Here is a 21,882-nt window from a genome sequence, read left to right on the forward strand (position 1 = left end):
CCCGTGAGAGGGCGCCCGCACCCGCTTCGCCGGACGGAAAAAGACCTCGGTGAAGCGGGTGCGGCGACGTACCCTTGGGGACTCCAGAGGTCGTCGCCAGAGACGGCTTCACAACCGGAGGTGTGCGCAGGCCCCAGGGCCGGCCCATGACTCAGACACCCACCACCCACACCGGTTCCCCCCGCCCCGCCGGCGGCAGCGCGGAACCGATCCCGCCGGGCCGGACGCGGGCGGAGTTCTCCGTCCCCGCCAGGCACCCCATGGTGACCCTCCTCGGTTCCGGTGACTCCCTCCTGCGCGTGATCGAACGGGCCTTCCCGGGCCTCGACATCCACGTCCGGGGCAACGAGGTCAGCGCCGAGGGCGAGGCCGGGGAAGTGGCGCTCGTGCGCCGCCTGTTCGACGAGATGATGCTGGTGCTCCGCACCGGACAGCCGATGACGGAGGACGCAGTGGAACGATCCATCGCCATGCTCAGGGCGGGCGAGAACGGCGACGGGCCGAAGGAGACCCCCGCCGAGGTCCTCACGCAGAACATCCTGTCCAATCGGGGCCGCACCATCCGCCCCAAGACGCTCAACCAGAAGCACTACGTCGACGCCATCGACAAGAACACGATCGTCTTCGGCATCGGCCCCGCCGGCACCGGCAAGACCTACCTGGCCATGGCCAAGGCGGTCCAGGCCCTGCTGTCCAAGCAGGTCAGCCGGATCATCCTGACCCGCCCGGCGGTCGAGGCCGGCGAACGCCTCGGGTTCCTGCCCGGCACCCTGTACGAGAAGATCGACCCGTACCTGCGCCCGCTGTACGACGCCCTGCACGACATGCTGGACCCGGACTCGATCCCCCGCCTGATGGCGGCGGGCACCATCGAGGTGGCACCCCTCGCATACATGCGTGGGCGCACATTGAATGATGCGTTCATCATCCTGGACGAGGCGCAGAACACCACCGCCGAGCAGATGAAGATGTTCCTGACCCGGCTCGGGTTCGACTCGAAGATCGTCATCACCGGTGACGTGACCCAGATCGACCTGCCCGGGGGCGCCAAGTCCGGGCTGCGGCAGGTGCAGGACATCCTCGACGGGGTGCCCGACGTGCACTTCTCGCGGCTCACCTCCCAGGATGTCGTACGACACAAGCTCGTCGGCCGTATCGTCGACGCGTACGAGAAGTACGACAGCAGCACCAGCCACGGGAAGTAGAGCCGAACAGCACCATGTCGATCGACGTCAACAACGAGTCCGGAACCGAGGTCGACGAACGGGCGATCCTCGACATCGCCCGCTACGCGCTCGCCCGGATGCGGATCCACCCGCTGTCCGAGCTGTCCGTCATCGTCGTCGACGCCGACGCGATGGAGCAGCTCCACATCCAGTGGATGGACCTGCCCGGCCCCACCGACGTCATGTCCTTCCCGATGGACGAGCTGCGTCCGCCGGCCAAGGACGACGAGGAGCCCCCGCAGGGACTCCTCGGCGACATCGTGCTCTGCCCCGAGGTCGCCAAGCGGCAGGGGGAGGAGGCCCCGACCGGCCACTCGATGGACGAGGAGCTGCAACTGCTCACCGTGCACGGGGTCCTCCACCTCCTCGGCTACGACCACGAGGAGCCCGACGAGAAGGCCGAGATGTTCGGCCTCCAGGCCGCCATCGTCGACGGCTGGCGTGCCGAGCAGGGCCTGACCAGCCCCTCCCCGGCCCCGACCGTCTCGTGATGACCACCCCGCAGCTGATCACCGGGGCGGTCCTGCTCGTCGTGGTGGCCTGGCTGGCCGCCTGCGCCGAGGCCGGCATCGCCCGGGTCTCGGCCTTCCGCGCCGAACAGGCCGCCCGCGAGGGGCGGCGCGGCGGGGCGAAGCTGCTCCAGGTGGCCTCCGACCCGACCCGCTACGTGAACGTGGCGCTGCTGGTCCGGGTGACCTGCGAGATGGCCGCCGGGGTGCTCGTCACCTACGTCTGCCTCGACGCCTTCGGCGAGAACTGGACGGCCCTGCTCGTCGCCATCGCCGTCATGGTGCTGGTCTCCTTCGTGGCCGTCGGGGTCTCGCCGCGCACCATCGGCCGCCAGCACCCGTTGAACACGGCCACCGCCGCGGCCTACGTGCTGCTGCCGCTGGCCCGCGTGATGGGCCCGATCCCGCAGTTGCTGATCCTCGTCGGCAACGCCCTCACCCCGGGCAAGGGCTTCCGCAAGGGACCCTTCGCCTCGGAGGCCGAACTGCGGGCCATGGTGGACCTCGCGGAGAAGGAGTCGCTGATCGAGGACGAGGAGCGCCGCATGGTGCACTCCGTCTTCGAGCTGGGCGACACGCTGGTGCGCGAGGTGATGGTGCCGCGCACCGACCTGGTGTGCATCGAGCGGTACAAGACGATCCGCCAGGCCACCACGCTGGCGCTGCGGTCCGGTTTCTCGCGGATCCCGGTCACGGGGGAGAACGAGGACGACATCGTCGGCATCGTCTACCTCAAGGACCTCGTGCGCCGCACCCACATCAACCGGGACGCGGAGTCCGAGCCGGTCTCGATCGCGATGCGCCCGGCGGTGTTCGTCCCGGACACGAAGAACGCGGGCGACCTGCTGCGGGAGATGCAGCAGGTCCGCAACCACGTCGCGGTGGTCATCGACGAGTACGGCGGCACCGCCGGGATCGTCACCATCGAGGACATCCTGGAGGAGATCGTCGGCGAGATCACCGACGAGTACGACCGCGAGCTGCCGCCGGTGGAGGAGCTGGGGGAGGACCGCTACCGGGTCACCGCCCGCCTCGACATCACCGACCTCGGCGAGCTCTTCGGCCTGGAGGACTACGACGACGAGGACGTGGAGACGGTCGGCGGTCTGCTGGCCAAGGCCCTGGGCCGGGTCCCGATCGCGGGGGCCGCGGCCGTCGTGGAACTCCCCGACGGGCGTTCGCTGCGGCTCACGGCCGAGTCGGCGGCGGGTCGTCGGAACAGGATCGTGACGGTGCTCGCCGAGCCCGTGGAGCCGGCGCCCGAGGAGGACGCGCGGGACCGGGACCGGGATCGGGACCGGGGCGGGGACGAGGCGGCGGAGGGCGCGCGCGGGCCGGGCGCGCCGGCCGAGGGCGCGGGCGGGTCCCGATGAGCGGGGGCATGACGGCGGCGCGGCTGCGGACCTTCTGCCTCGGTTTCAACGACGCGGAGGAGGTCTTCCCCTTCGATCCCGAGCTGTCGGTGTTCAAGGTGGCCGGCAAGATCTTCGCGTTCGGGAACCTGGCCGCCCGCCCGCTGGTGGTCACGCTGAAGTGTGATCCGGACGAGGCGGTGCGGCTGCGGGCCGCGTACGAGGCGATCGTGCCGGGCTACCACGTGAACAAGCGGCACTGGAACACGGTGACGGTGGGCGCGCTGCCCGAGGCGATGGTGCGCGAGCTGATCGAGGATTCGTACGACGCGGTGGTGGCCGGCCTGCCGCGTGCGGTCCGGCTCCGCCTGGACCGTCCCTGAGGCACGGTCACCCGGAGACAGCGGGGCGCCCCTTTTGGGGCTTCGTGAGGCATTGATCCATCACGAAACGGGAACGGATGGCCGGTTCTGATCGGAACTGGTGTCCGACACGCCGGTGTGTACTTAATTTTGACTTACTCTTCCCTTCGCTTTCGCCGAGCAAGACCGCACTGGAGTTCCCGTGTCCCGCCGTACCACCCGCGTCGCGCTCGCCGCGCTCGCCGCCTCCTCCCTCCTGCTCGTCACCGCCTGCACGGGCGACGAGGGCAAGGACAAGGCGGCCGACAAGCCCGCCGCGCCGCCGAAGCCGAAGGTGCTGAGCGAGGCTCAGGCGCGGACCGTGCTGGTCAAGCCGGCCGACATCGCCCCGGGCTGGAAGCTCAAGCCCGACTACGTCATCGACGTCATGGACCCGGCCCAGTACACCTTCGGCAAGGCCGACAAGCCCGCGTGCCAGCCCTTCGTGGACCTGATCAACACCGGCCGCGTCCTGACCGACTACAAGGTCACCGTCCAGCAGGTCATCGGCGACCCCGGCGACAAGACCAACGTGGCCCAGGACGTCAGCGGCTACGCCGACGCCAAGGCCGTGCAGGCCGCCGTGCAGTCCGTGGCCGACGGGGTCGCCGGCTGCGCCGAGTTCGGCTCCACCGCCGAGAAGAAGCCCGTCAAGGTGCGCGTCAAGCCGCTGAAGATGGCCGCGCAGGGCGAGCAGTCCACCAGCCTGGAGATCGTCTTCGAGGAGAACGGGGCGGACGCCTCCACCTACACCTTCGAGTCCGCGATCGTCCGCGTCGGCGCGAACGTGACGTACCTCCACAACAACCTGGGCGAGGGCGGCGAGCGCAACCAGAAGGGCTTCGCCCAGGCCGTGGCCAAGGCCGCCGAGAACCTGAAGAAGGTCACCCCCGCCGCCGGTTGATCCGACGGCGTCCCGAGCAGGGGGGCAGGAGGGGAGAGCGCCTCGGCGTCGACGCGGACCACCGCGCGCGCCGAGGCGCTCCGCTCGTTCCGGCACGCGAACCGCGCGCGGGTCCAAGGGGGACGGGGTGATGACCTTCGCGGGGAACACGGCCGCGCGGGCCGACGTACGGTGAACCGACCCCGTACCGCCCCGGTTTCGGCCGGACCGTCCCCAAGGACCCTCCCATGAACCCGCGTTCCACGCGCACCGGCCTGGCCGTCCTCGCCGCCGGCGCCTCCCTCCTCCTGCTGACCGCCTGCGGCGGCGGCGAGGCCAAGGACTCCTCCGACAAGGCCAAGGGCGCCGACAAGGTCGCCGAGGTCACCGACGTGATGCTGGACGCGGCCCTGCTCAAGGCGGCCGATCTGGGTGAGGGATGGAAGGACGCGGCGAGCCTCGACACCGGTACGGCGGCCGGCGGCACGGTGAAGCCCGAACAGTGCCGGGCGATCGGGGGCATGGTGTCCGCCGACGGTAAGGCGGCCGGCGCCCGCGCCATCCGTGCCGGTCACCTGACCACCGAGACCGGCGGCGCCGTCAGCCCGGCCGTCTACGCCTTCGAGGACGGTGGGGCCGCCAAGCTGATGGCGGACTTCGACAAGAAGATCACCGACTGCGCGACGTACGAGCTGAACGCCCCGGGCGGTGCGGGGACCGTCAAGATGACCACCGCCGCCGCCACCGCCCCGACCGTGGCCGGCGCGGACCAGGTCGTCGCGTTCAAGGCCACCATGGACATCGGCATGAAGTTCGGGCTCGACGTGGTCCTGATCCGCAAGGGCGACGCGATCGCGCAGGTCGGCGTCATGGACTCGGGCAGTGGCACGTCCAAGGCCGAGGACCTGGCCAAGGGCGTCGCCAAGGCCGGCGAGAAGCTCGTCGCCGCCGTCAAGTAGTCGCCCCCGTCGAGCGGTCGGCGGGCCCCGCCTATGCTGACCGCATGACCGACAGCAACAGCACCGGCGCCGCCCTCGACCCCGAGGACGCCAAGATCATCACGCTGGCGCGCAGCGCGCGCGCCCGCAACGGCGTCCCCGAGGGCGCTGCCGTGCGCGACGAGACCGGCCGCACCTACACGGCCGGCACCGTCGCCCTCGACTCCCTGCGGCTCAGCGCCCTGCGCACCGCCGTCGCGATGGCCGTGGCCAGCGGCGCCCGCTCGCTGGAGGCCGCGGCCGTGGTCGGCGAGGGCGAGGCGCCCAGCGCCGAGGACCTCGCCGCCGTCCGCGACCTCGGCGGAGCCGGCACGCCGGTGCTGCTCGCGGGCCCGGACGGGACGTGGAAGTCCACCACCCCGGCTGGCTGACCCGGCCCGTTCCCCACCCCGTGAGCCGTCGGCGTCGCGCGGGACCCGACCCCGGTCAGGACCGCGCCGCCGCCGGCTTCGGCGCTCGCGGGCCCGGGTCCTCGCCCGCGACCCCGTCCCCGCGCCGCAGCACCATCGCCATCACCGCCGCCAGCGCGCACAGCGCACCCGAGGCGTACCAGACCGGGTCGTAGCTGCCGAACACGTCCCGGGCCACCCCGCCCGCGAAGGCCACGACCGCCGCGCCCACCTGGTGCGAGGCCAGCACCCAGCCGAACACGATCGCGCTGTCCGCCCCGTAGTGCTGCCGGCACAGGGCGAGCGTCGGCGGCACGGTGGCCACCCAGTCCAGGCCGTAGAAGACGATGAAGAACAGCATCGGCGGGCGCACGCTCGGGGCCAGCAGCATCGGGAGGAGCAGCAGCGACAGCCCGCGCAGCGCGTAGTACACGGCGAGCAGCCGGCGCGATTCGAAGCGGTCCGTGAGCCACCCCGAGAAGATCGTGCCGACCACGTCGAAGAGGCCGATCAGCGCGAGCAGCCCGGCCGCCGCCGTCACCGGCATCCCGTGGTCGTGGGCGGCGGGCACGAAGTGGGTGCGGATCAACCCGTTCGTGGACGCCCCGCAGATCGCGAAGGTCCCGGCGAGCAGCCAGAACGGGCCGGTGCGGGCCGCCCGGAACAGCACCCTCACGGTCCGTCGCGCGGCGCCCGTCACCGGTGCCGGGCGCGGGGCCCAGCGCCCCCCGTACGGGGCGAGGCCCACGTCCGCCGGGTGGTCCCGCAGCAGGGTCCACACCAGCGGGATCACGGCCAGGGCGGTCAGGGCCACGACCACGGCGGCCCGCCGCCAGTCGAACTCCGTCACGATCCACGCGAGCAGCGGCAGGAAGACCAGCTGTCCGGCGGCGCCGGCGGCGGTCAGGACGCCGGTGACCAGGCCGCGCCGGGCCGTGAACCAGCGGTTGGTGACGGTCGCGGCGAAGGCCAGGGCCATGGAGCCGCTGCCCAGACCGACGAGCACGCCCCAGCCGAGGACGAGCTGCCAGGCCGCCGTCATGCCCACGGTGCCCAGCGCGCCGAGCGCGATCACGGCCAGGGCCACGCAGACCACCCGGCGGATGCCGAAACGATCCATCAGGGCCGCGGCGAAGGGGGCCGTCAGCCCGTACAGGGCCATGTTCACGGAGACGGCGAAGCCGATCGTGCCGCGCGACCAGCCGAACTCGGCGTGCAGCGGCTCGATCAACAGCCCCGGCAGGGAGGCGAAGGCGGCGGCGCCGACGATCGTCACGAAGGCGACGGCGGCCACGAACCAGGCGCGGTGCACGCGGCCCGGCCGGCGCGGGGCGCCGTCGGCCTCGGCGGGGGACTCGGTCGGGGGTTCGGCGGGGGATTCGGTGGCGGGATCGGGTGTGGTTCTGGTCACGGGGAACAGCTTGGATCCGGCCGCACCCCGGACGCCGGCGTCTCGAACGACACCCTTCGATACGATCGGGACACGGCCGCCGCGCGGACCCGCCCGAGGGGAGAACGAACGTGGACACACCACCGGAATCGACGCCGGCCCCGCCGCCCGACGCCCCGCGCCCGCACCACGTGGTGGTCCTCGCCCTGCGCGGCGCCCTCCCGCTGGAGCTGGGCATCGCCCACCGCGTCTTCGGCCGGGCCCGCGACGCCGCCGGCCGACCGCTCTACACCGTCGAGACCTGCGGACTCGCGGCCGGCGAGGTCGAGACCGACGCGGACTTCACCATCGGCGTGCCCAGCGGCCCCGAGGCCCTGGCCCGCGCCGACACCGTGATCGTCCCGGCCTCCCGGGAGTCCGACCACCTCGCCCCCGACGGCACGCCCAGCGCGGAGCTCGCCGCCGCCCTCGCCCGCGTGCGCCCCGGCACCCGGTACGCCTCCATCTGCACCGGCGCCGCCGTCCTCGCCGCCGTCGGCCTCCTCGACGGCCGCCGCGCCACCACCCACTGGGCGCACGCCGAGGCATTCCGCGCCCGGTTCCCGGCCGTCCGGCTCGACGCCGACGTGCTCTACGTGGACGAGGGCGACGTGCTCACCTCGGCCGGGGTCGCCGCCGGCCTGGACCTGTGCCTGCACATGGTGCGCCGCGACCACGGGGCGGCCGTCGCCAACGACGTGGCCCGGCGCACCGTCGTGCCCCCGCACCGCGAGGGCGGGCAGGCCCAGTTCGCGCTCCGGCCGGTGGCGGGGGAGGGCCGGGTCGCCGGCACCGCCGCCGCCCGGGCCTGGGCCATGGACCGGATCGACCGGCCGCTGAGCCTGGCCGAGCTGGCCCGTCGCGAGGGGGTCTCGGTGCGGACCCTGACCCGCCGGTTCCGCGAGGAGGCCGGCACCAGCCCCGGGCAGTGGCTCACCGGACAGCGCGTGGACCGGGCCCGGCACCTGTTGGAGACCACCGACTGGCCCATGGAGCGGGTGGCCCGCGAAGCGGGCTTCGGCACGGCGCAGAGCCTGCGCAAGCACCTGACGGCGGTGCTCGGCGTGCCCCCGACCGCCTACCGGCGCACCTTCCGCGCGGGCGCCCCCACCCCGTCGACCCCTTGAACCGGCCCGCGTCGGCCCCGCTGCCGCCCCGCCCGGCGGCGGTCTGGTCGGCGGGCGGGGCGGCATCGGGGAGAATGGCCCACATGAGCGACCGTTCCCCCGAGCCCACCGCCGCGCACCGCGCGGGTTTCGCCTGCTTCGTCGGCCGACCCAACGCGGGCAAGTCGACCCTGACCAACGCACTCGTGGGCACGAAGGTCGCGATCACCTCGAACCGCCCGCAGACCACCCGGCACACCGTGCGCGGCATCGTGCACCGCGCGGACGCCCAGCTCGTCCTCGTGGACACGCCCGGTCTGCACAAGCCGCGCACCCTGCTCGGCGAGCGGCTCAACGACGTGGTCCGCACCACGTGGGCCGAGGTCGACGTGATCGGCTTCTGCCTGCCCGCCGACCAGAAGCTCGGCCCCGGTGACCGGTTCATCGCCAAGGAACTGGCGGAGATCAAGAAGACCCCGAAGATCGCGATCGTCACCAAGACGGACCTGGTCGACCCGACCACCCTCGCCGAGCAGCTCGTGGCCGTGCAGCAGCTCGGCGCGGAGCTGGGCATCGAGTGGGCGCAGATCGTGCCCGTCTCGGCCGTCGGCGACCAGCAGGTGTCGCTGCTGGCCGATCTGATCGCGCCGCTGCTGCCCGAGAGCCCGCCGCTCTACCCGGAGGGCGACCTCACGGACGAGCCGGAGATGGTGATGGTCGCCGAGCTGATCCGCGAGGCGGCGCTGGAGGGCGTGCGCGACGAGCTGCCGCACTCGATCGCGGTGGTCGTCGAGGAGATGCTGCCGCGCGAGAACCGGCCGGCGGACAAGCCGCTGCTGGACATCCACGCCAACGTGTACATCGAGCGGCCGAGCCAGAAGGGCATCATCATCGGCCCCAAGGGCTCCCGGCTGAAGGAGGTCGGGATGAAGTCGCGCAAGCAGATCGAGGCGCTGCTCGGCACCCCGGTCTTCCTGGACCTGCACGTGAAGGTGGCCAAGGACTGGCAGCGCGACCCCAAGCAGTTGCGCAAGCTCGGCTTCTGAGCCGCGCGTCCGCACGAGGACGACGGGCGGGACCGGCCACGTGGCCGATCCCGCCCGTTCTCGTGTTCCGGGCCGGTTCAGGCGGGCAGGCGGCGGACCCGGACCACGTTGTCGGTGCGGTGCGCGTGCTCGCCCTCGGGGGTGAGCTGCTCGCGGTCGGTCTCGGTGGCGGTCACGACCTCCCAGGCGCCCTCGGGCAGCTCCAGGGAGGCGACGACCTCCTCCGGGGTGGGGAAGAGGACCGTGTGGTCGGGGTCCGGGGTCCACGGGGCCCAGCCGGCGTGCCCGGCGATCAGCAGGGTGCCGCCGGGGGCCACGGCGCGGGCGGCGGCGCGCAGGATCTCCTCGCGCGGGAACTCGCCGCGGTTGTGCAGGAAGCACGCCGAGATCAGGTCCCACTCGCCGGCCGGGAAGCCGGTGGTCAGGTCGTGGGCCAGCCACCGGGTGCGGTCGGCGGTGCCGGTCTCCTCGGCGTGCCGGGCGGCCCGCTCCAGGGCGACGGCGGACACGTCGAGGCCGGTGACCCGCCAGCCGGCGCGGGCCAGCCAGACGGCGTCGGCGCCCTCGCCGCAGCCCAGGTCGAGGGCGGTGCCGGGGGTCAGGCCGGTGATCTCGCGGACCAGGACGGCGTTGGGCTCGCCGCTCCAGAAGCGCTCGTTCTCGCCGTAGCGGGCGTCCCAGTAGGCGGCGCCGTTGCCGGCCGGGCGGGCGGCCTCGGCGGCGGCGTGGGCCTCGGCGTCGTGGCCGTGGCCGTGGTCGTGCGCCTCGTGCGCGGGGGTCCGGGCGTCGGGAGTGGTGGTCATGGCGGGCCTCTCGTACGGGCGCGGGGCGCGGTGGCGGTACCCCTCGATGCTCCGCCCGGCCCCGGGCGGTCGGCAAAGATCCTTGCCGGAACGGCAAGAAGGCTTTCGGCCGGCCGGGTGGGCGCGCCCCCGGGGCCCCGGGCCCCCGGCCCGTGTCCCGCGCCCGGGGTCAGGCGCCTTCCTTGAGGGCCCTGGTGATGAGCAGCCGCTCGTGTTCGGTCAGGCCCGGTTCGCGGCGCACGAGGGTGCGGCCGTCGAGGACCAGCCGGTAGGCGAAGCCGTCGCGCACCGGGCCGGGGTCCGGGTCGGCGTCCTCGCCGCCGGCCTCCGTGAGCACCACGCGGGCCAGTTCCTCCCAGGCGGCGGCCTCGGCGGGTCCCAGTTCCCCGGTGTCCACCTCGGCCCGCCGCTCGATCCCGGCGAAGCCGCCGGTCCGTACCACCTCGATCCGCATGGCCCTGCCCCTACCCCGGGCGCCGGCCGCTACGCGTACGGGACGCCGACGTGCGTCCACGCCTTCTCCAGCGCCCGGTGCTCCACGTTGCCCTCGCCGTAGCGGGCCGCGGCGGCGGCCGTGGTGAGGCGGGCGAACTCGGCGAAGTCGGCGTCGGGGGTCAGCTCGCCGCCGGTGAGGGTGTCGTACCAGATCCGGCCGGCGCGCTCCCAGGCCGGGCCGCCGAGTTCGGTGGCGACGATGTGGAAGGCGTGGTTGGGGATGCCGGAGTTGATGTGCACGCCGCCGTTGTCGCGGGAGGTGCGCACGTAGTCGGCCATCCGGGCGGGCTGCGGGTCCTTGCCGAGGAGGTCGTCGTCGTAGGCGGTGCCGGGGGCCTTCATCGAGCGCAGGGCGACGCCGGTGACGTTCGGGCCGAGGAGTCCGGCGCCGATCAGCCAGTCGGCCTCGTCGGCGGTCTGGCCGAGGGAGTACTGCTTGATCAGGGAGCCGAACACGTCGGAGACGGATTCGTTGAGGGCCCCGGACTGGCCGTGGTACTCCAGGTTCGCGCTGTACTGGGTGACGCCGTGGGTGAGTTCGTGGCCGATCACGTCCACGGCGACGGTGAAGTCGAGGAAGAGGTCCCCGTCCCCGTCGCCGAAGACCATCCGCTCGCCGTCCCAGAACGCGTTGTCGTAGTCGCGGCCGTAGTGGACGGTGGCGTCGAGGGGCAGCCCGGCGTCGTCGATGGAGCGGCGCCCGTAGGCGGTGAGGAAGAGCTCGTGGGTGGCGCCCAGTCCCGCGTAGGCGCGGTTGACGGAGGCGTCGGCGGTGGGTTCGGCGCCCTCGCGGCGGACCACGCGGCCGGGCAGGGAGGTGGTGTGGCCGGCGTCGTGGAGGGTGCGGCGGGGGCGGTCCAGGGGGTGCTCGGGGTCGGCGTCCACCGGGGTCGGCGCCGCCAGGCTCAGGGCGCGCAGGGCGCCGAGGCGGCGGCGGGTGCGGTGCGCGGAGTCGTGTTCGAGGGTGCGCAGGGCGCTGTCGGCGTGGCCGGAGTGGTCACCCCGGGCCACCTTGTCGAGGAGGTGGGGCGGGACGATGGTGCAGAAGACGGGGTGCGGGCGCGTGTCCATGCCCGGCAATGTGGCACCGTGCGCCCGCGCTGTCACGGGCTGCGACGATGATTCATTCGGCCGTCTGAACGACGTCGTCCCTCGTTGACGAATCGTCCTGACCTGCCGGTACGGAATGCGGCATGGGTCACATCCCGGGCATTTCGGGCCGAGGGGTCTTGCATACTGAAACGGGTCCTCGCGCACGGCGCGGCTCGGCTAGGCTGCGGCATCATGCGTTTCGGGCTGCTTCGACTTGGCTGCCGCGGCGAGGGCCTGTAGTCGTAGGCCGACCCCCTCCCCGCGGTGTCCGGTGTTGCGATCAAGACCCGTCGGCCGTCCCACGAGTGACTCGCGGACACTGAGGAGCCCAACGCCATGACCCAGCACACCTTCGCCGGCAGCCCCACGCCGATCACCAGCGCCACCCACACCCAGGCCCCGTCCGGGATGCCGATCCACAAGTACGGCGTGTACGAGCAGGTGGACCTGCCCGACCGCACCTGGCCGAACGCCCGGATCACCAAGGCCCCGCGCTGGCTGTCCACCGACCTGCGCGACGGCAACCAGGCCCTGATCGACCCGATGAGCCCGGCCCGCAAGCGCGAGATGTTCGATCTGCTGGTACGCCTGGGCTACAAGGAGATCGAGGTCGGCTTCCCCTCCTCCGGCGAGACCGACTTCGCGTTCGTCCGCTCGATCATCGAAGAGGGCGCGATCCCGGACGACGTGACCATCTCCGTGCTGACCCAGGCCCGCGAGGACCTGATCGAGCGCACGGTGGAGTCCCTGGTCGGCGCCAAGCGCGCCACCGTCCACCTGTACAACGCCACCGCGCCCACCTTCCGCCGCGTGGTCTTCCGCGGCTCGAAGGAGCAGATCAAGCAGATCGCCGTCGACGGCACCCGCCTGGTCATGGAGTACGCGGACAAGCTGCTGGGCCCGGAGACCACCTTCGGCTACCAGTACAGCCCGGAGATCTTCACCGACACCGAGCTGGACTTCGCCCTGGAGGTCTGCGAGGCGGTCTGCGACGTGTGGCAGCCCGGCCCCGGCCGCGAGATCATCCTGAACCTGCCGGCCACCGTGGAGCGCTCCACCCCCTCCACCCACGCCGACCGCTTCGAGTGGATGGCCCGCAACCTGACCCGTCGCGAGCACGTCTGCCTGTCCGTGCACCCGCACAACGACCGCGGCACCGCCGTCGCCGCCGCCGAGCTGGCCCTGATGGCCGGCGCCGACCGGGTCGAGGGCTGCCTGTTCGGCCAGGGCGAGCGCACCGGCAACGTGGACCTGGTCACCCTGGGCATGAACCTGTTCTCCCAGGGCGTGGACCCGCAGATCGACTTCTCCCAGATCGACGAGATCCGCCGCACCAGCGAGTACTGCAACCAGATGGAGGTCCACCCGCGCCACCCCTACGCGGGCGACCTGGTCTACACCGCCTTCTCCGGCTCCCACCAGGACGCCATCAAGAAGGGCTTCGACGCCATGGAGGCCGACGCGGCCGCCCGGGGCAAGACCGTCGACGAGATCGAGTGGGCCGTGCCGTACCTGCCCATCGACCCCAAGGACGTGGGCCGCTCCTACGAGGCCGTGATCCGCGTCAACTCGCAGTCCGGCAAGGGCGGCATCGCCTACGTGCTGAAGAACGACCACAAGCTGGACCTGCCGCGCCGGATGCAGATCGAGTTCTCCCGCCTGATCCAGGCCAAGACCGACGCCGAGGGCGGCGAGGTCACCCCGGCGCAGATCTGGAACGTCTTCCGCGACGAGTACCTGCCCAACCCCGAGAACCCGTGGGGCCGGATCCAGCTGCGCTCGGGCTCGACCGCCACCGACAAGGACGGCACCGACACCCTGACCGTCGAGGCCGTGGTCGACGGTGCCGAGACGGCCCTCAACGGCACCGGCAACGGCCCGATCTCCGCGTTCTTCGACGCGCTGTCCGGGATCGGGGTCGACGCCCGCCTGCTGGACTACACCGAGCACACCATGAGCGAGGGCGCCTCCGCCCAGGCCGCCTCCTACATCGAGTGCGCCATCGACGGCCGGGTCCTGTGGGGCATCGGCATCGACGCCAACACCACCCGCGCCTCCCTGAAGGCCGTCATCTCGGCCGTCAACCGCGCGGCCCGCTGAGCCCGTTCGGTCCGTTCGGTTCCTTCGCGCCACAGCCCCGCGGCCCGCCGCCCCCGAGTGATCGGGAGGCCGGCGGGCCGCGGGGTTTTTCCGTGACCCCCCACCCGGGACGCCGGGGCCGGTTCCGGGCCGGCGCGGGCCGGATCCGGGCAGGTCGGGGGTGGTCCGGGGCGTTCGCGGGGCCGGGGCGGGTCTCGGCCGGCCGGGGACGGGCATCGGACGAATGCCGGCCGGTGGGCTGACGCGGCATCACGGATGTGGCTAACATCACGCCCAACCCCCGGCGATGTTGCCGGAACGTTACGGAGGTGGGACGTGCTGCCAGTGCGGGGCGGGAACGGCCGGAGACTGACGGCCTGGGGCGTCCGGACCACCTGGACCACCGTGGGGGACGGGGAGTTCTTCTGCCCCGACTGCGGCGGGGACCGCAACTACCGCCGGCGCACCGGCCGTCGCAGGTTCACCCTGCTCGGCGTGCCGGTGCTCGGACGCGGCGAGGTCGACCCCGTGGTCGAGTGCGCGGAGTGCCGCGCCCACCACGAGCCCGAGGTGCTGGAGCAGCCCACCACCACCCGCTTCTCCGCCCTGCTGCGCGAGGCCGCCCACACCGTCGCCCTCGCCGTGCTCGCCGTCGGCGGCGCCGGCTCCCCGGCGGCCCTGCGGGTGGCCGGGGAGGGCCTGCGGGCCGCCGGCCTGCCGGAGGCCGGCCCCGACGAACTCGCCGAACTGGCCGCGAACCTGGGCCGCGACCCGGGCACCGGGGACCCCCGGGCCGCCCTGCGCGTCGCCCTGCACGAGACCCTGGGCCCGCTCGCCCCGCACCTGGCCCCCGTCGGCCGCGAGGCCCTCTTCCTCCAGGGCGCCCGCACCGCGCTCGCCGACGGCCCGTACACGGCGCCCGAACGCGAGGTGCTGCGCACGATCGGCGAGGCGCTGGACCTGGACGCGGGCCGGGTCGCCGGACTCCTCACCGCCGGCCGTCGGGAGGCCGGCGCCTGAGGGCGCCGGCGGGAACGACGGCGCCGCGGGGCCCCGTTGGGGAACCCGCGGCGGGAGAGCGACGTTGAACGGTCGAGGGCCGGGCGGCGGAGCGAGGTCGGGGGTGGGCGGTGGGGGAGTGCTCGGGAGCGGTCAGGACGCCCTGACCTCGGCCTCGAACTCCACCCGGTCGTCGTACTCGGCGCGGGCCGCCTCGATCTCGTCCTGGTGCTCGTCGCTCCAGTCCACCAGGAACCGGAGCGTGTCGCGCAGGCTCTCGCCGAGCGGCGTCAGCTCGTAGTCCACCCGCGGCGGGACCACCGGATGGACCGTGCGGCGGACCAGACCGTCGCGTTCGAGTTGGCGGAGGGTGACGGTCAGCATCCGCTGGCTGATGCCCTCGATGCGTCGTCGCAGCTCGGAGAAGCGCATCGAGCCGCCCTCCAGGTACGAGATGACCAGGAGTGACCATTTGTCGGCGACCCGGTCGAGGACTTGACGGACGCCGCACCCCTCCCGGGTGTCCCATTGCAGAATGTTGTAATCCGCGGTGGTATCGCCGCAGTGCGTCGGTGACTTCAAAGTGCCTTCTTCCATGGGTCGTGAGCCTGCCGCAAGATGGCGGTGGTTACAAGCGGAAACCGCCGCTCTCACCCCCCTCCAAGGCGCTGGCTCCAGTCTCTCGACGATTCCTCCAGCTTTTCTCAAGGACATGGGTACAAAGTGGTTTCCACTCGATTTATTCCTCGTGTTCAAGGGAGTTTTCTGTGTCCACAGCACAAACGTCACCGGACAGCGGCACCGGCCGCATGAGCGGGCGCGCGTGGGGCGTGCTGTTCGTGCTGTGCGGCGCGATCTTCCTGGAGGGCATCGACGTCGCGATGTTCAACGTGGCGCTGCCGGCCATCCGCGAAGACCTCGGCCTCTCCACCAGCACGCTCCAGTGGGTGATGAGCTCGTACGTCCTCGGCTACGGCGGCTTCATGCTCTTCGGCGGCCGCGCCGCCGACCTCTTCGGACGCCGGCAGGTGTTCGTCCTCTGGCTCGCGATCTTCCTGCTCTTCTCCGGTCTCGGCGGTTTCGCGACCGAGGGCTGGATGCTCCTCGTGGCCCGCTTCGTCACCGGCATCGCCGCCGCGTTCATGACCCCCGCGGGTCTGTCGATCATCAACACCAGCTTCGAGGAGGGCGCCCAGCGCAACAAGGCCCTCCTGGTCTACTCGGGCACCGCGGCCGGCGGCTTCTCCATCGGTCTCGTCATCGGCGGTCTGCTGACCACCATCAGCTGGCGCATGGTCTTCTTCGCCCCGGTCGTGCTCTCCGCGATCATCCTGGTCCTGGCCCTGGCCCTGATCCCCAAGTCCGAGAAGCCGCAGCGCAACGGTGAGCCCCTCGACGTGGGCGGCGCCCTCAGCGTCACCGCCGGCATCCTGCTCCTGGTCTTCGCCGTGGAGCGCGCCCCGCACGTCAGCATCGCCTGGACCGTCGGCAGCGTCGCCGTGGCCCTCCTGCTCTTCGCGATCTTCGTCGGCATCGAGCGCAAGTCCCGCTCCCCGCTGGTCAGCATGAGCCTCTTCCGCGAGGGCTCGCTGGTCCGCTCCAACCTGACGGCGCTGCTCTTCTCCGGCGGCTTCTTCGGCTTCCAGTTCCTCGTCGTGCTCTACCTCCAGGACCTGCGCGACTGGTCCACGATGCAGACCAGCCTCGCGATGGTGGTCATCGGCATCGACGCGATCCTGTCGCCGACCCTGACCCCGAAGCTCGTCGAGAAGTTCGGCAACGGCAAGATCGTCTTCGGTGGTCTGGTGCTGGCCGCGATCTCCTACGCGATCTTCCTGAACGTGGGCGCCGACTGGAGCTACGCGCTCATGCTGCCCAGCCTGATCCTGCTCGGCCTGGCCTTCTCCATGGCCTACGGCCCGCTGACCATCGCGGGCACCGAGGGTGTCGCCGAGGAGGACCAGGGTGTCGCCGGCGGTCTCCTCTACACCTCCCTGCAGTTCGGCGCGGCCCTCGGCCTCTCCGCCGCGACCGGTGTCCTGGTCGCCACCACCGACGGCGCGTCCTCGACCCTGTCGGACTACCGGACGGCGTTCATCGTGCCGGTGGTCTTCGCCGCCGCCGGCGCCGTGATCAGCCTCTTCGGGGTCCGCAACAAGCCGACCGCCGAGGCCGCCCCGGTCGAGCCCGCCGCCACCACCAACGAGCCGGAGGCCGCCCTTCGCTGACCCCCGCGCCGCGCCCGCGGCCTTCTTCCTCAGATTCCCGCCCCCCGGCCGTCCTTCGGCCGGGGGGCGGGTTCTTTGCGTTTTCCGTCCGGAATCCGGGACACCGGTCCGGACGAAATCCATCGGGTTCGCACGGGAAATCGATCGGCGGGTGAGTTTGCGATTACCGGCCCATGAGGGAGCGGTCCGAGAATGAATGCAGGAAGTCGGCGCACCGAAGAATTCGGCAGTGATTTCCCGTGTGCGATCCTCCCCGCACTTTCGGTGGATCGTTCGTGACATGCGCCGAACTGTCCGATGCGACGACATCACCCATTTCGAGGAGACGGCAAACGATGAGCACCACTGACAACGCGATCGCGGCGGTCCTGGCGAAGGTCGACGAGCTGGCCCCGACCCTGCGCGAGAGCGGCGTGGCCAACGAGGAGCGCCGCTGGATCTCCGAGGACGACGTCAAGCGCCTCGACGAGGCCGGCGTCTTCCGCCTCTCCGTCCCCGCCCGATTCGGCGGCCTGGAGGCCCCGATCGCGAGCAAGACCGAGATCCTCAAGCGCATCGCCCGCGCCGAGACGGCCACCGGCTGGGTCTCGATGATCTGGGTGTCCAGCGCCTGGGCCCTCACCTTCTTCCCCGACCGCGCGCAGGAGGAGTTCTACGCCAACGGGTCGGTCCGGGTCTCCACCGGCTTCACCCCCTCCGGCACCCTCGCCCCGCAGGGCGAGGACTTCGTCCTGAACGGCTCCTGGAAGTGGATGACCGGCGTGCGCGGCGCCGACTGGGTCATCCTCGCGGCCATCCTCCCCGGCGCCGACGGCACCCCGGCCCCGTTCGCCGCCGTGGTCCCGGCCGCCGAGCTGTCCATCGCCGACGACTGGCACGCCAGCTCCGCCGCCGCCACCGGTTCCTCCACCGTCACCGTCGAGAACGTCACGGTCCCCGCCCACCGCGTGGTCAGCCTCATCGAGATCCTCGGCGGCAGCACCGGCGACCGGTCCAACACCGGCGCCAACGGCCGCAACTACGCCTTCATCCCCACCTTCACCTCGTTCGCCGTCGCCACCTACACGGGCATCGCCCAGGGCGCCCTGGGGCTGTTCCTCGACCGTCTGCCGGGCCGCGGCATCACCTACACCGCGTGGACCGACCAGAGCGCCTCCCCGGTCACCCAGATCCAGGTCGCCACCGCCGCGAACAAGATCGCCGCCGCCGAGGGCCTGGCCGCCGGGCAGCTCGCCGCCCTCCAGGCGCACGCCGACGCCGGCACCCTGCCCGAGTACCCCGAGCGCGCCGCCGCGCGCGGTCAGGGCGCCTACGCGATCCAGCTCGCGAAGGAGGCCGTGGACGTGCTCTTCGAGGCCAGCGGTGCCTCCGCGATCCAGCGCGACGTCCCGATCCAGCGCTACCACCGCGACATCACCGGCCTGTCCCTGCACGCCCTGTTCGCGTTCAACGCCAACCAGGAGGTGCACGGTCGCGCCCTGCTCGGCCTGACCCCCGACACCCCGTTCCTGTAAGCCGCACCGGCTTCTCGGACGCCCCCTCGTCGACCCGTCCCGCTCGGGCGGGTCGGCGAGGGGTCACGGAACGGGCCGGGTCGACGCCGCACCGCACGGCGGCGGCCGATCCGGCCCGTTCCCTTGTCCCGCTTCGCCCCGCTCCACCCTCGTCCCGCCCCGTTCCCCCCTCGCCCCACCCCCCGATTCGAGGAAGAGTGTCATGAGCCTGACAGAAGAATCCGTCGCCGTCCCCACCGTGCTCGTGCTCGGCGGCACCGGCAAGACCGGGCGCCGGGTCGCCGCCGCCCTCACCGAGCGCGGTGCCGAGGTCCGGGTCGCCGGCCGCACCGGCCCGGTCCGCTTCGACTGGGAGGACGCCGAGACCTGGGGACCGGCCCTCGCCGGCGCCGACGCCGCCTACATCGTCGACCTCCAGGACAAGCCCGGGGTCTGGGACGTCGACGCCCACATCAGAGCCCTGGCGGCCGCGGCCGCCGAGAACGGCGTCCGCCGCCTGGTGCTCCTCCAGGCCCGGGTCACCGACCTCGTCGGCGGAAAGTCCCTGGTCGCGGGCGAGCAGGCGCTCAAGGACTCCGGCCTCGAATGGACCGTGCTGCGCCCCAACTGGTTCCACCAGAACTTCGACGAGGGCGTCCTCCTCGACGCCGTCCTCGAAGGCCGCGTCGCCCTGCCCGCCGGTGACGGCCGCGAGCCCTTCGTGGACGCAGCGGACGTGGCCGCCGTCGCCGCCGCCGCACTCCTGGAGGACGGCCACTCCGGCCGCACCTACGAGCTGAGCGGTCCCCGCGCCCTCAGCCTCGCCGAGGCCGTCGCCGAGATCGCCGAGGTCACCGGCCGCGAGATCGTCTACGAGGCGGTCGAGCACGCCGACTACGTCGCCGAACTCGTCGGCTACGAGGTCCCCGAGGACTACGCGCTCTTCGTCGCCGACCTCGTCGCGCAGATCCGCGACAACCGCAACTCGGTGCCCACCGACACCGTCCGCGAGGTCCTGGGCCGCGAGCCCCGCGACTTCTCCGAGTTCGTCAAGGCCGCCGCGGCCGCCGGCGCCTGGGACTGACCGCACGCGCCGCGAAGCCGCGCGAGCGGCGGGGCCGGCCCCTCCTCCCGGCCCCGCCACACTCCTCCCGCCAGGGCTCAGGCCGCCCGGTAGGAGGCCCCCGAGCCCGCCCGGCGCGCCCCCGCCGGCGCGGGCAGGGTGATGGTCGAGGAACGCCGCAGCCCGCCGCCCCACCCGGCCGGGCGCTCCACGAGCTCCGGAAGGGCCGTGAGCACCACGAGCAGCGGCCCCGCGCCCGCCGCGTCCGCGAGCGCCCCCAGCCGGTCCAGGACCAGCGGATGGGCCCGGTGCACGTCGTCCACGATCAACAGCAGGGGCGCCGCGTCCGTCAGGGCGACCAGGAACTCCGCCCACAAGGAGACGAGTTCGCCGGCCTCCCGCCCCCGAAGCGCCCCCGGCCGGCCCAGCAGCGGCGCCAGGCCCTCGCGCAGACGCTCCCGCCGGGACCCCGCCGTGGGCAACGAGCCCACCAGCGCGGCCAGCCGTTCCAGGACCGGAGCCGGGGCCCCGCCCGGCTCCGCCCCGCACAACCGGGTCAGCACCTCGGCGGGCAGCGCCAGCGGACCGGCGTCCCGCCCGGCCCGCACCAGCACCGTGCGCACCGGCTCCGACAGCGCCGCGACCCGCTGCGCGAACTCCTCGACCAGGTGGGAACGCCCGGCGCCCGGTTCGCCGAGCACCGTCGCCACGTGCGCCACGGACCGCCGCCGCGACCACTCCAACAGGCCCATCAGCACATCGAGTTCGGGCGCGCTGTCGAGGGCCTCGGGGTCGGTGTCGGCGGCTGTGCGCAGGCCCGAGACCCGCCACGAGCCCGGGCCGTCGGGTGCGGGCCGGCAGGCCACGGCGTGCGCGGTCGCGGCCCGCGTCGCGTCGTCGATCCACACCTCGTCGTCCGGCACGTTGGCCAAGCGCACCCGCCCCTCGTCCAGCAGGGTGCCCGACACGGTCGACGGGGCGTCGGGGAGGTCCGTCCGGCGGCGGACCAGGGCCGTGCCGGTGGTCACCGCCGCCCGGACCAGCACCCCGGGTTCCCCCGCGAGCCGGTCGCGGACGGCCAGCGCGGCCCGTACCGCGCGCTCCGGATCGGCCTCGCAGGGCCCCTCCACCCCGAACAGGGCCAGGGTGACCGAGCCGATCGTGGCCGGCACGTGCCCGCCCCGCGACTCGACCTCGGCCCGGATCTCCGTGCACAACCGGTCCAGCACGTCGTCCGGGTCCACCCGCGCGGGATCGTCCGCCCCCGACACCGACCGGCCGCGGACGCCGATCAGCAGGGTGCTGACGATCGCCCGATGGGTGGTCGTGCCGACCGGGGGCGCGGGGGGCGCGACGGTCGCCGGGCGCGGCGCGGCCGGGGGCGCCGGCGGGGCGGGCGGGGCCGGTGGGGCGGGGGTCAGGCCGAACAGGGCCGGTTCGCCGTGCGGGGTCAGGGCCGGGTCGTGGGTGAGGATGGCGCGCTGGAGGCGCTGGAGGTCCCGGCCGGGTTCGAGGCCGAGGTGTTCCACGAGCTGGGAGCGGATCCGGTCGTAGACGGTCAGGGCGTCGGCCTGTCGGCCGCAGCGGTACAGGGCCAGCATGAGCTGCCGGCCGGTGCGGGCGCGGGAGGGGTCGGCCTCGAAGGCGAACTCGATCTCGCCGAGGATCGTGTGGTGGTTGCCCGCGGCGAGTTCGGCCTCGAACAGGTCCTCGGTGACGTCCGGGCGCAGCCGGTCGACGGCCCTCGCCTCGGACCAGGAGATGCCGGTCTCGGCCAGGTCGGAGAGGGCGGGGCCCCGCCACAGGGCCAGCCCGGCGCGGAGTGAGGCGGCGGCCTCGTGCGGGCGGTCCGCGGCGAGTTCGGCGCGGCCCTGCGAGACGAGCCGGCGGAACACGGAGAGGTCCACCGTCTCGGGGTCCACGCGCAGGACGTATCCGGGTGCCTGGGTGAGGAGTTCGGGCACCGACCGGCCGTCCGGCGGGGCGTTGGAGAGGACGCCGCGCAGTCCCCACACGGCGTTCTGGAGTATCTTCCGGGCGGTGGCCGGTGGTCTGTCCTCGGCGTCCCACAGCGCGCCCAGGAGTTGGCTGGTGGCCACGACGCGATTGGCGCGCAGCAGCAGGAATCCGAGCGTGGCGCGTTGTTTGGCGCCGCCCAGTGGTACGGGGTTCTCGTCGGACAGGGCCTCCAGTGGGCCCAGCAGTCGGAAGTGCACGATCCCTCCAGGGTGTCGGCGATGAGATCCGAGGGCGAATTCCGGACGCCATCCCACCATGAAAGTCTTGGGGGA

The 21,882-nt window shown here is 72.9% G+C and carries 20 protein-coding genes; 14 read left to right on the forward strand and 6 right to left on the reverse strand.

The window, feature by feature from the left end; all coding sequences use genetic code 11:
* Positions 1-146: 146 nt before the first annotated feature.
* The 7 genes from ACN20G_RS18140 to ACN20G_RS18170 all read left to right on the forward strand — a co-directional run bounded on the left by ACN20G_RS18140 (position 147) and on the right by ACN20G_RS18170 (position 5,740).
* Entirely contained in the window at positions 147-1,205 is a 1,059-nt protein-coding gene (locus tag ACN20G_RS18140; RefSeq protein ID WP_424213836.1) for a PhoH family protein, read from the forward strand.
* 14 nt (positions 1,206-1,219) lie between these two features.
* The gene (ybeY, locus tag ACN20G_RS18145) at positions 1,220-1,717 is read left to right on the forward strand and encodes an rRNA maturation RNase YbeY (RefSeq protein WP_424213837.1); all 498 of its coding nucleotides are present in this window, start codon (positions 1,220-1,222) and stop codon (positions 1,715-1,717) included.
* Positions 1,717-3,108 carry a hemolysin family protein gene (locus ACN20G_RS18150; protein WP_424213838.1) on the forward strand — a complete coding sequence of 464 codons (1,392 nt, stop codon included), beginning with the start codon at positions 1,717-1,719 and terminating at the stop codon, positions 3,106-3,108. Before ybeY ends, ACN20G_RS18150 begins: the two co-directional genes overlap by 1 nt.
* An 8-nt stretch (positions 3,109-3,116) precedes the next feature.
* On the forward strand, positions 3,117-3,470 hold the full coding sequence (locus ACN20G_RS18155) for an MmcQ/YjbR family DNA-binding protein (protein ID WP_424213839.1): 354 nt from the start codon (positions 3,117-3,119) through the stop codon (positions 3,468-3,470).
* Positions 3,471-3,651: 181 nt separating this feature from the next.
* Positions 3,652-4,392, forward strand: coding sequence for a sensor domain-containing protein (locus ACN20G_RS18160; RefSeq protein ID WP_424213840.1), 741 nt, complete (start codon positions 3,652-3,654; stop codon positions 4,390-4,392).
* A gap of 227 nt (positions 4,393-4,619) precedes the next feature.
* Complete coding sequence (locus ACN20G_RS18165; RefSeq protein WP_424213841.1) at positions 4,620-5,330, forward strand: hypothetical protein; 711 nt, start codon at positions 4,620-4,622, stop codon at positions 5,328-5,330.
* Between the two features lie 44 nt (positions 5,331-5,374).
* Complete coding sequence (locus tag ACN20G_RS18170; protein ID WP_424213842.1) at positions 5,375-5,740, forward strand: cytidine deaminase; 366 nt, start codon at positions 5,375-5,377, stop codon at positions 5,738-5,740.
* A gap of 55 nt (positions 5,741-5,795) precedes the next feature.
* Here ACN20G_RS18170 and ACN20G_RS18175 read toward each other — a convergent pair whose 3' ends face one another.
* Entirely contained in the window at positions 5,796-7,169 is a 1,374-nt protein-coding gene (locus ACN20G_RS18175) for an MFS transporter (RefSeq protein ID WP_424213843.1), read from the reverse strand.
* 110 nt (positions 7,170-7,279) lie between these two features.
* Between ACN20G_RS18175 and ACN20G_RS18180 the strand changes: the two genes are divergently transcribed.
* Together ACN20G_RS18180 and era are read left to right on the forward strand one after the other, a co-directional pair.
* Positions 7,280-8,314, forward strand: a complete 1,035-nt coding sequence (locus ACN20G_RS18180) for a GlxA family transcriptional regulator (protein ID WP_424213844.1) — start codon at positions 7,280-7,282, stop codon at positions 8,312-8,314.
* Between the two features lie 74 nt (positions 8,315-8,388).
* Entirely contained in the window at positions 8,389-9,339 is a 951-nt protein-coding gene (era, locus tag ACN20G_RS18185; protein WP_424213845.1) for a GTPase Era, read from the forward strand.
* 77 nt (positions 9,340-9,416) lie between these two features.
* Here era and ACN20G_RS18190 read toward each other — a convergent pair whose 3' ends face one another.
* From ACN20G_RS18190 to ACN20G_RS18200, 3 genes are all read right to left on the reverse strand, one after another.
* Complete coding sequence (locus tag ACN20G_RS18190) at positions 9,417-10,142, reverse strand: class I SAM-dependent methyltransferase (RefSeq protein ID WP_424213846.1); 726 nt, start codon at positions 10,140-10,142, stop codon at positions 9,417-9,419.
* A gap of 169 nt (positions 10,143-10,311) precedes the next feature.
* On the reverse strand, positions 10,312-10,596 hold the full coding sequence (locus tag ACN20G_RS18195) for a protealysin inhibitor emfourin (RefSeq protein WP_424213847.1): 285 nt from the start codon (positions 10,594-10,596) through the stop codon (positions 10,312-10,314).
* A gap of 29 nt (positions 10,597-10,625) precedes the next feature.
* Positions 10,626-11,708 carry a M4 family metallopeptidase gene (locus ACN20G_RS18200; RefSeq protein WP_424213848.1) on the reverse strand — a complete coding sequence of 361 codons (1,083 nt, stop codon included), beginning with the start codon at positions 11,706-11,708 and terminating at the stop codon, positions 10,626-10,628.
* Between the two features lie 357 nt (positions 11,709-12,065).
* Here ACN20G_RS18200 and leuA point away from each other — a divergent pair, with 357 nt between their 5' ends.
* Both leuA and ACN20G_RS18210 read left to right on the forward strand, forming a co-directional pair.
* Positions 12,066-13,829, forward strand: coding sequence for a 2-isopropylmalate synthase (gene leuA / locus ACN20G_RS18205; protein WP_424213849.1), 1,764 nt, complete (start codon positions 12,066-12,068; stop codon positions 13,827-13,829).
* Between the two features lie 315 nt (positions 13,830-14,144).
* Complete coding sequence (locus tag ACN20G_RS18210; RefSeq protein ID WP_424213850.1) at positions 14,145-14,828, forward strand: TerB family tellurite resistance protein; 684 nt, start codon at positions 14,145-14,147, stop codon at positions 14,826-14,828.
* 132 nt (positions 14,829-14,960) lie between these two features.
* Here ACN20G_RS18210 and ACN20G_RS18215 read toward each other — a convergent pair whose 3' ends face one another.
* Positions 14,961-15,404 (reverse strand): winged helix-turn-helix transcriptional regulator, encoded by a 444-nt coding sequence (locus ACN20G_RS18215; RefSeq protein ID WP_424213851.1) that lies wholly within the window; start codon positions 15,402-15,404, stop codon positions 14,961-14,963.
* 140 nt (positions 15,405-15,544) lie between these two features.
* Here ACN20G_RS18215 and ACN20G_RS18220 point away from each other — a divergent pair, with 140 nt between their 5' ends.
* The 3 genes from ACN20G_RS18220 to ACN20G_RS18230 all read left to right on the forward strand — a co-directional run bounded on the left by ACN20G_RS18220 (position 15,545) and on the right by ACN20G_RS18230 (position 19,612).
* Positions 15,545-17,035 carry an MFS transporter gene (locus ACN20G_RS18220; protein WP_424215564.1) on the forward strand — a complete coding sequence of 497 codons (1,491 nt, stop codon included), beginning with the start codon at positions 15,545-15,547 and terminating at the stop codon, positions 17,033-17,035.
* Positions 17,036-17,370: 335 nt separating this feature from the next.
* Positions 17,371-18,549, forward strand: coding sequence for an acyl-CoA dehydrogenase family protein (locus ACN20G_RS18225; RefSeq protein WP_424213852.1), 1,179 nt, complete (start codon positions 17,371-17,373; stop codon positions 18,547-18,549).
* Positions 18,550-18,751: 202 nt separating this feature from the next.
* Positions 18,752-19,612: an NAD(P)H-binding protein gene (locus ACN20G_RS18230; RefSeq protein WP_424213853.1), complete on the forward strand. Its 861-nt coding sequence runs from the start codon at positions 18,752-18,754 to the stop codon at positions 19,610-19,612.
* A 77-nt stretch (positions 19,613-19,689) separates the two neighbouring features.
* Here the strand turns inward: ACN20G_RS18230 and ACN20G_RS18235 are convergent, their stop codons facing one another.
* Positions 19,690-21,807: a BTAD domain-containing putative transcriptional regulator gene (locus tag ACN20G_RS18235; RefSeq protein WP_424213854.1), complete on the reverse strand. Its 2,118-nt coding sequence runs from the start codon at positions 21,805-21,807 to the stop codon at positions 19,690-19,692.
* Positions 21,808-21,882 lie beyond the last annotated feature (75 nt).

The sequence above is a fragment of the Streptomyces dryopteridis genome, from assembly GCF_049606955.1.
GTDB lineage: Bacteria > Actinomycetota > Actinomycetes > Streptomycetales > Streptomycetaceae > Streptomyces.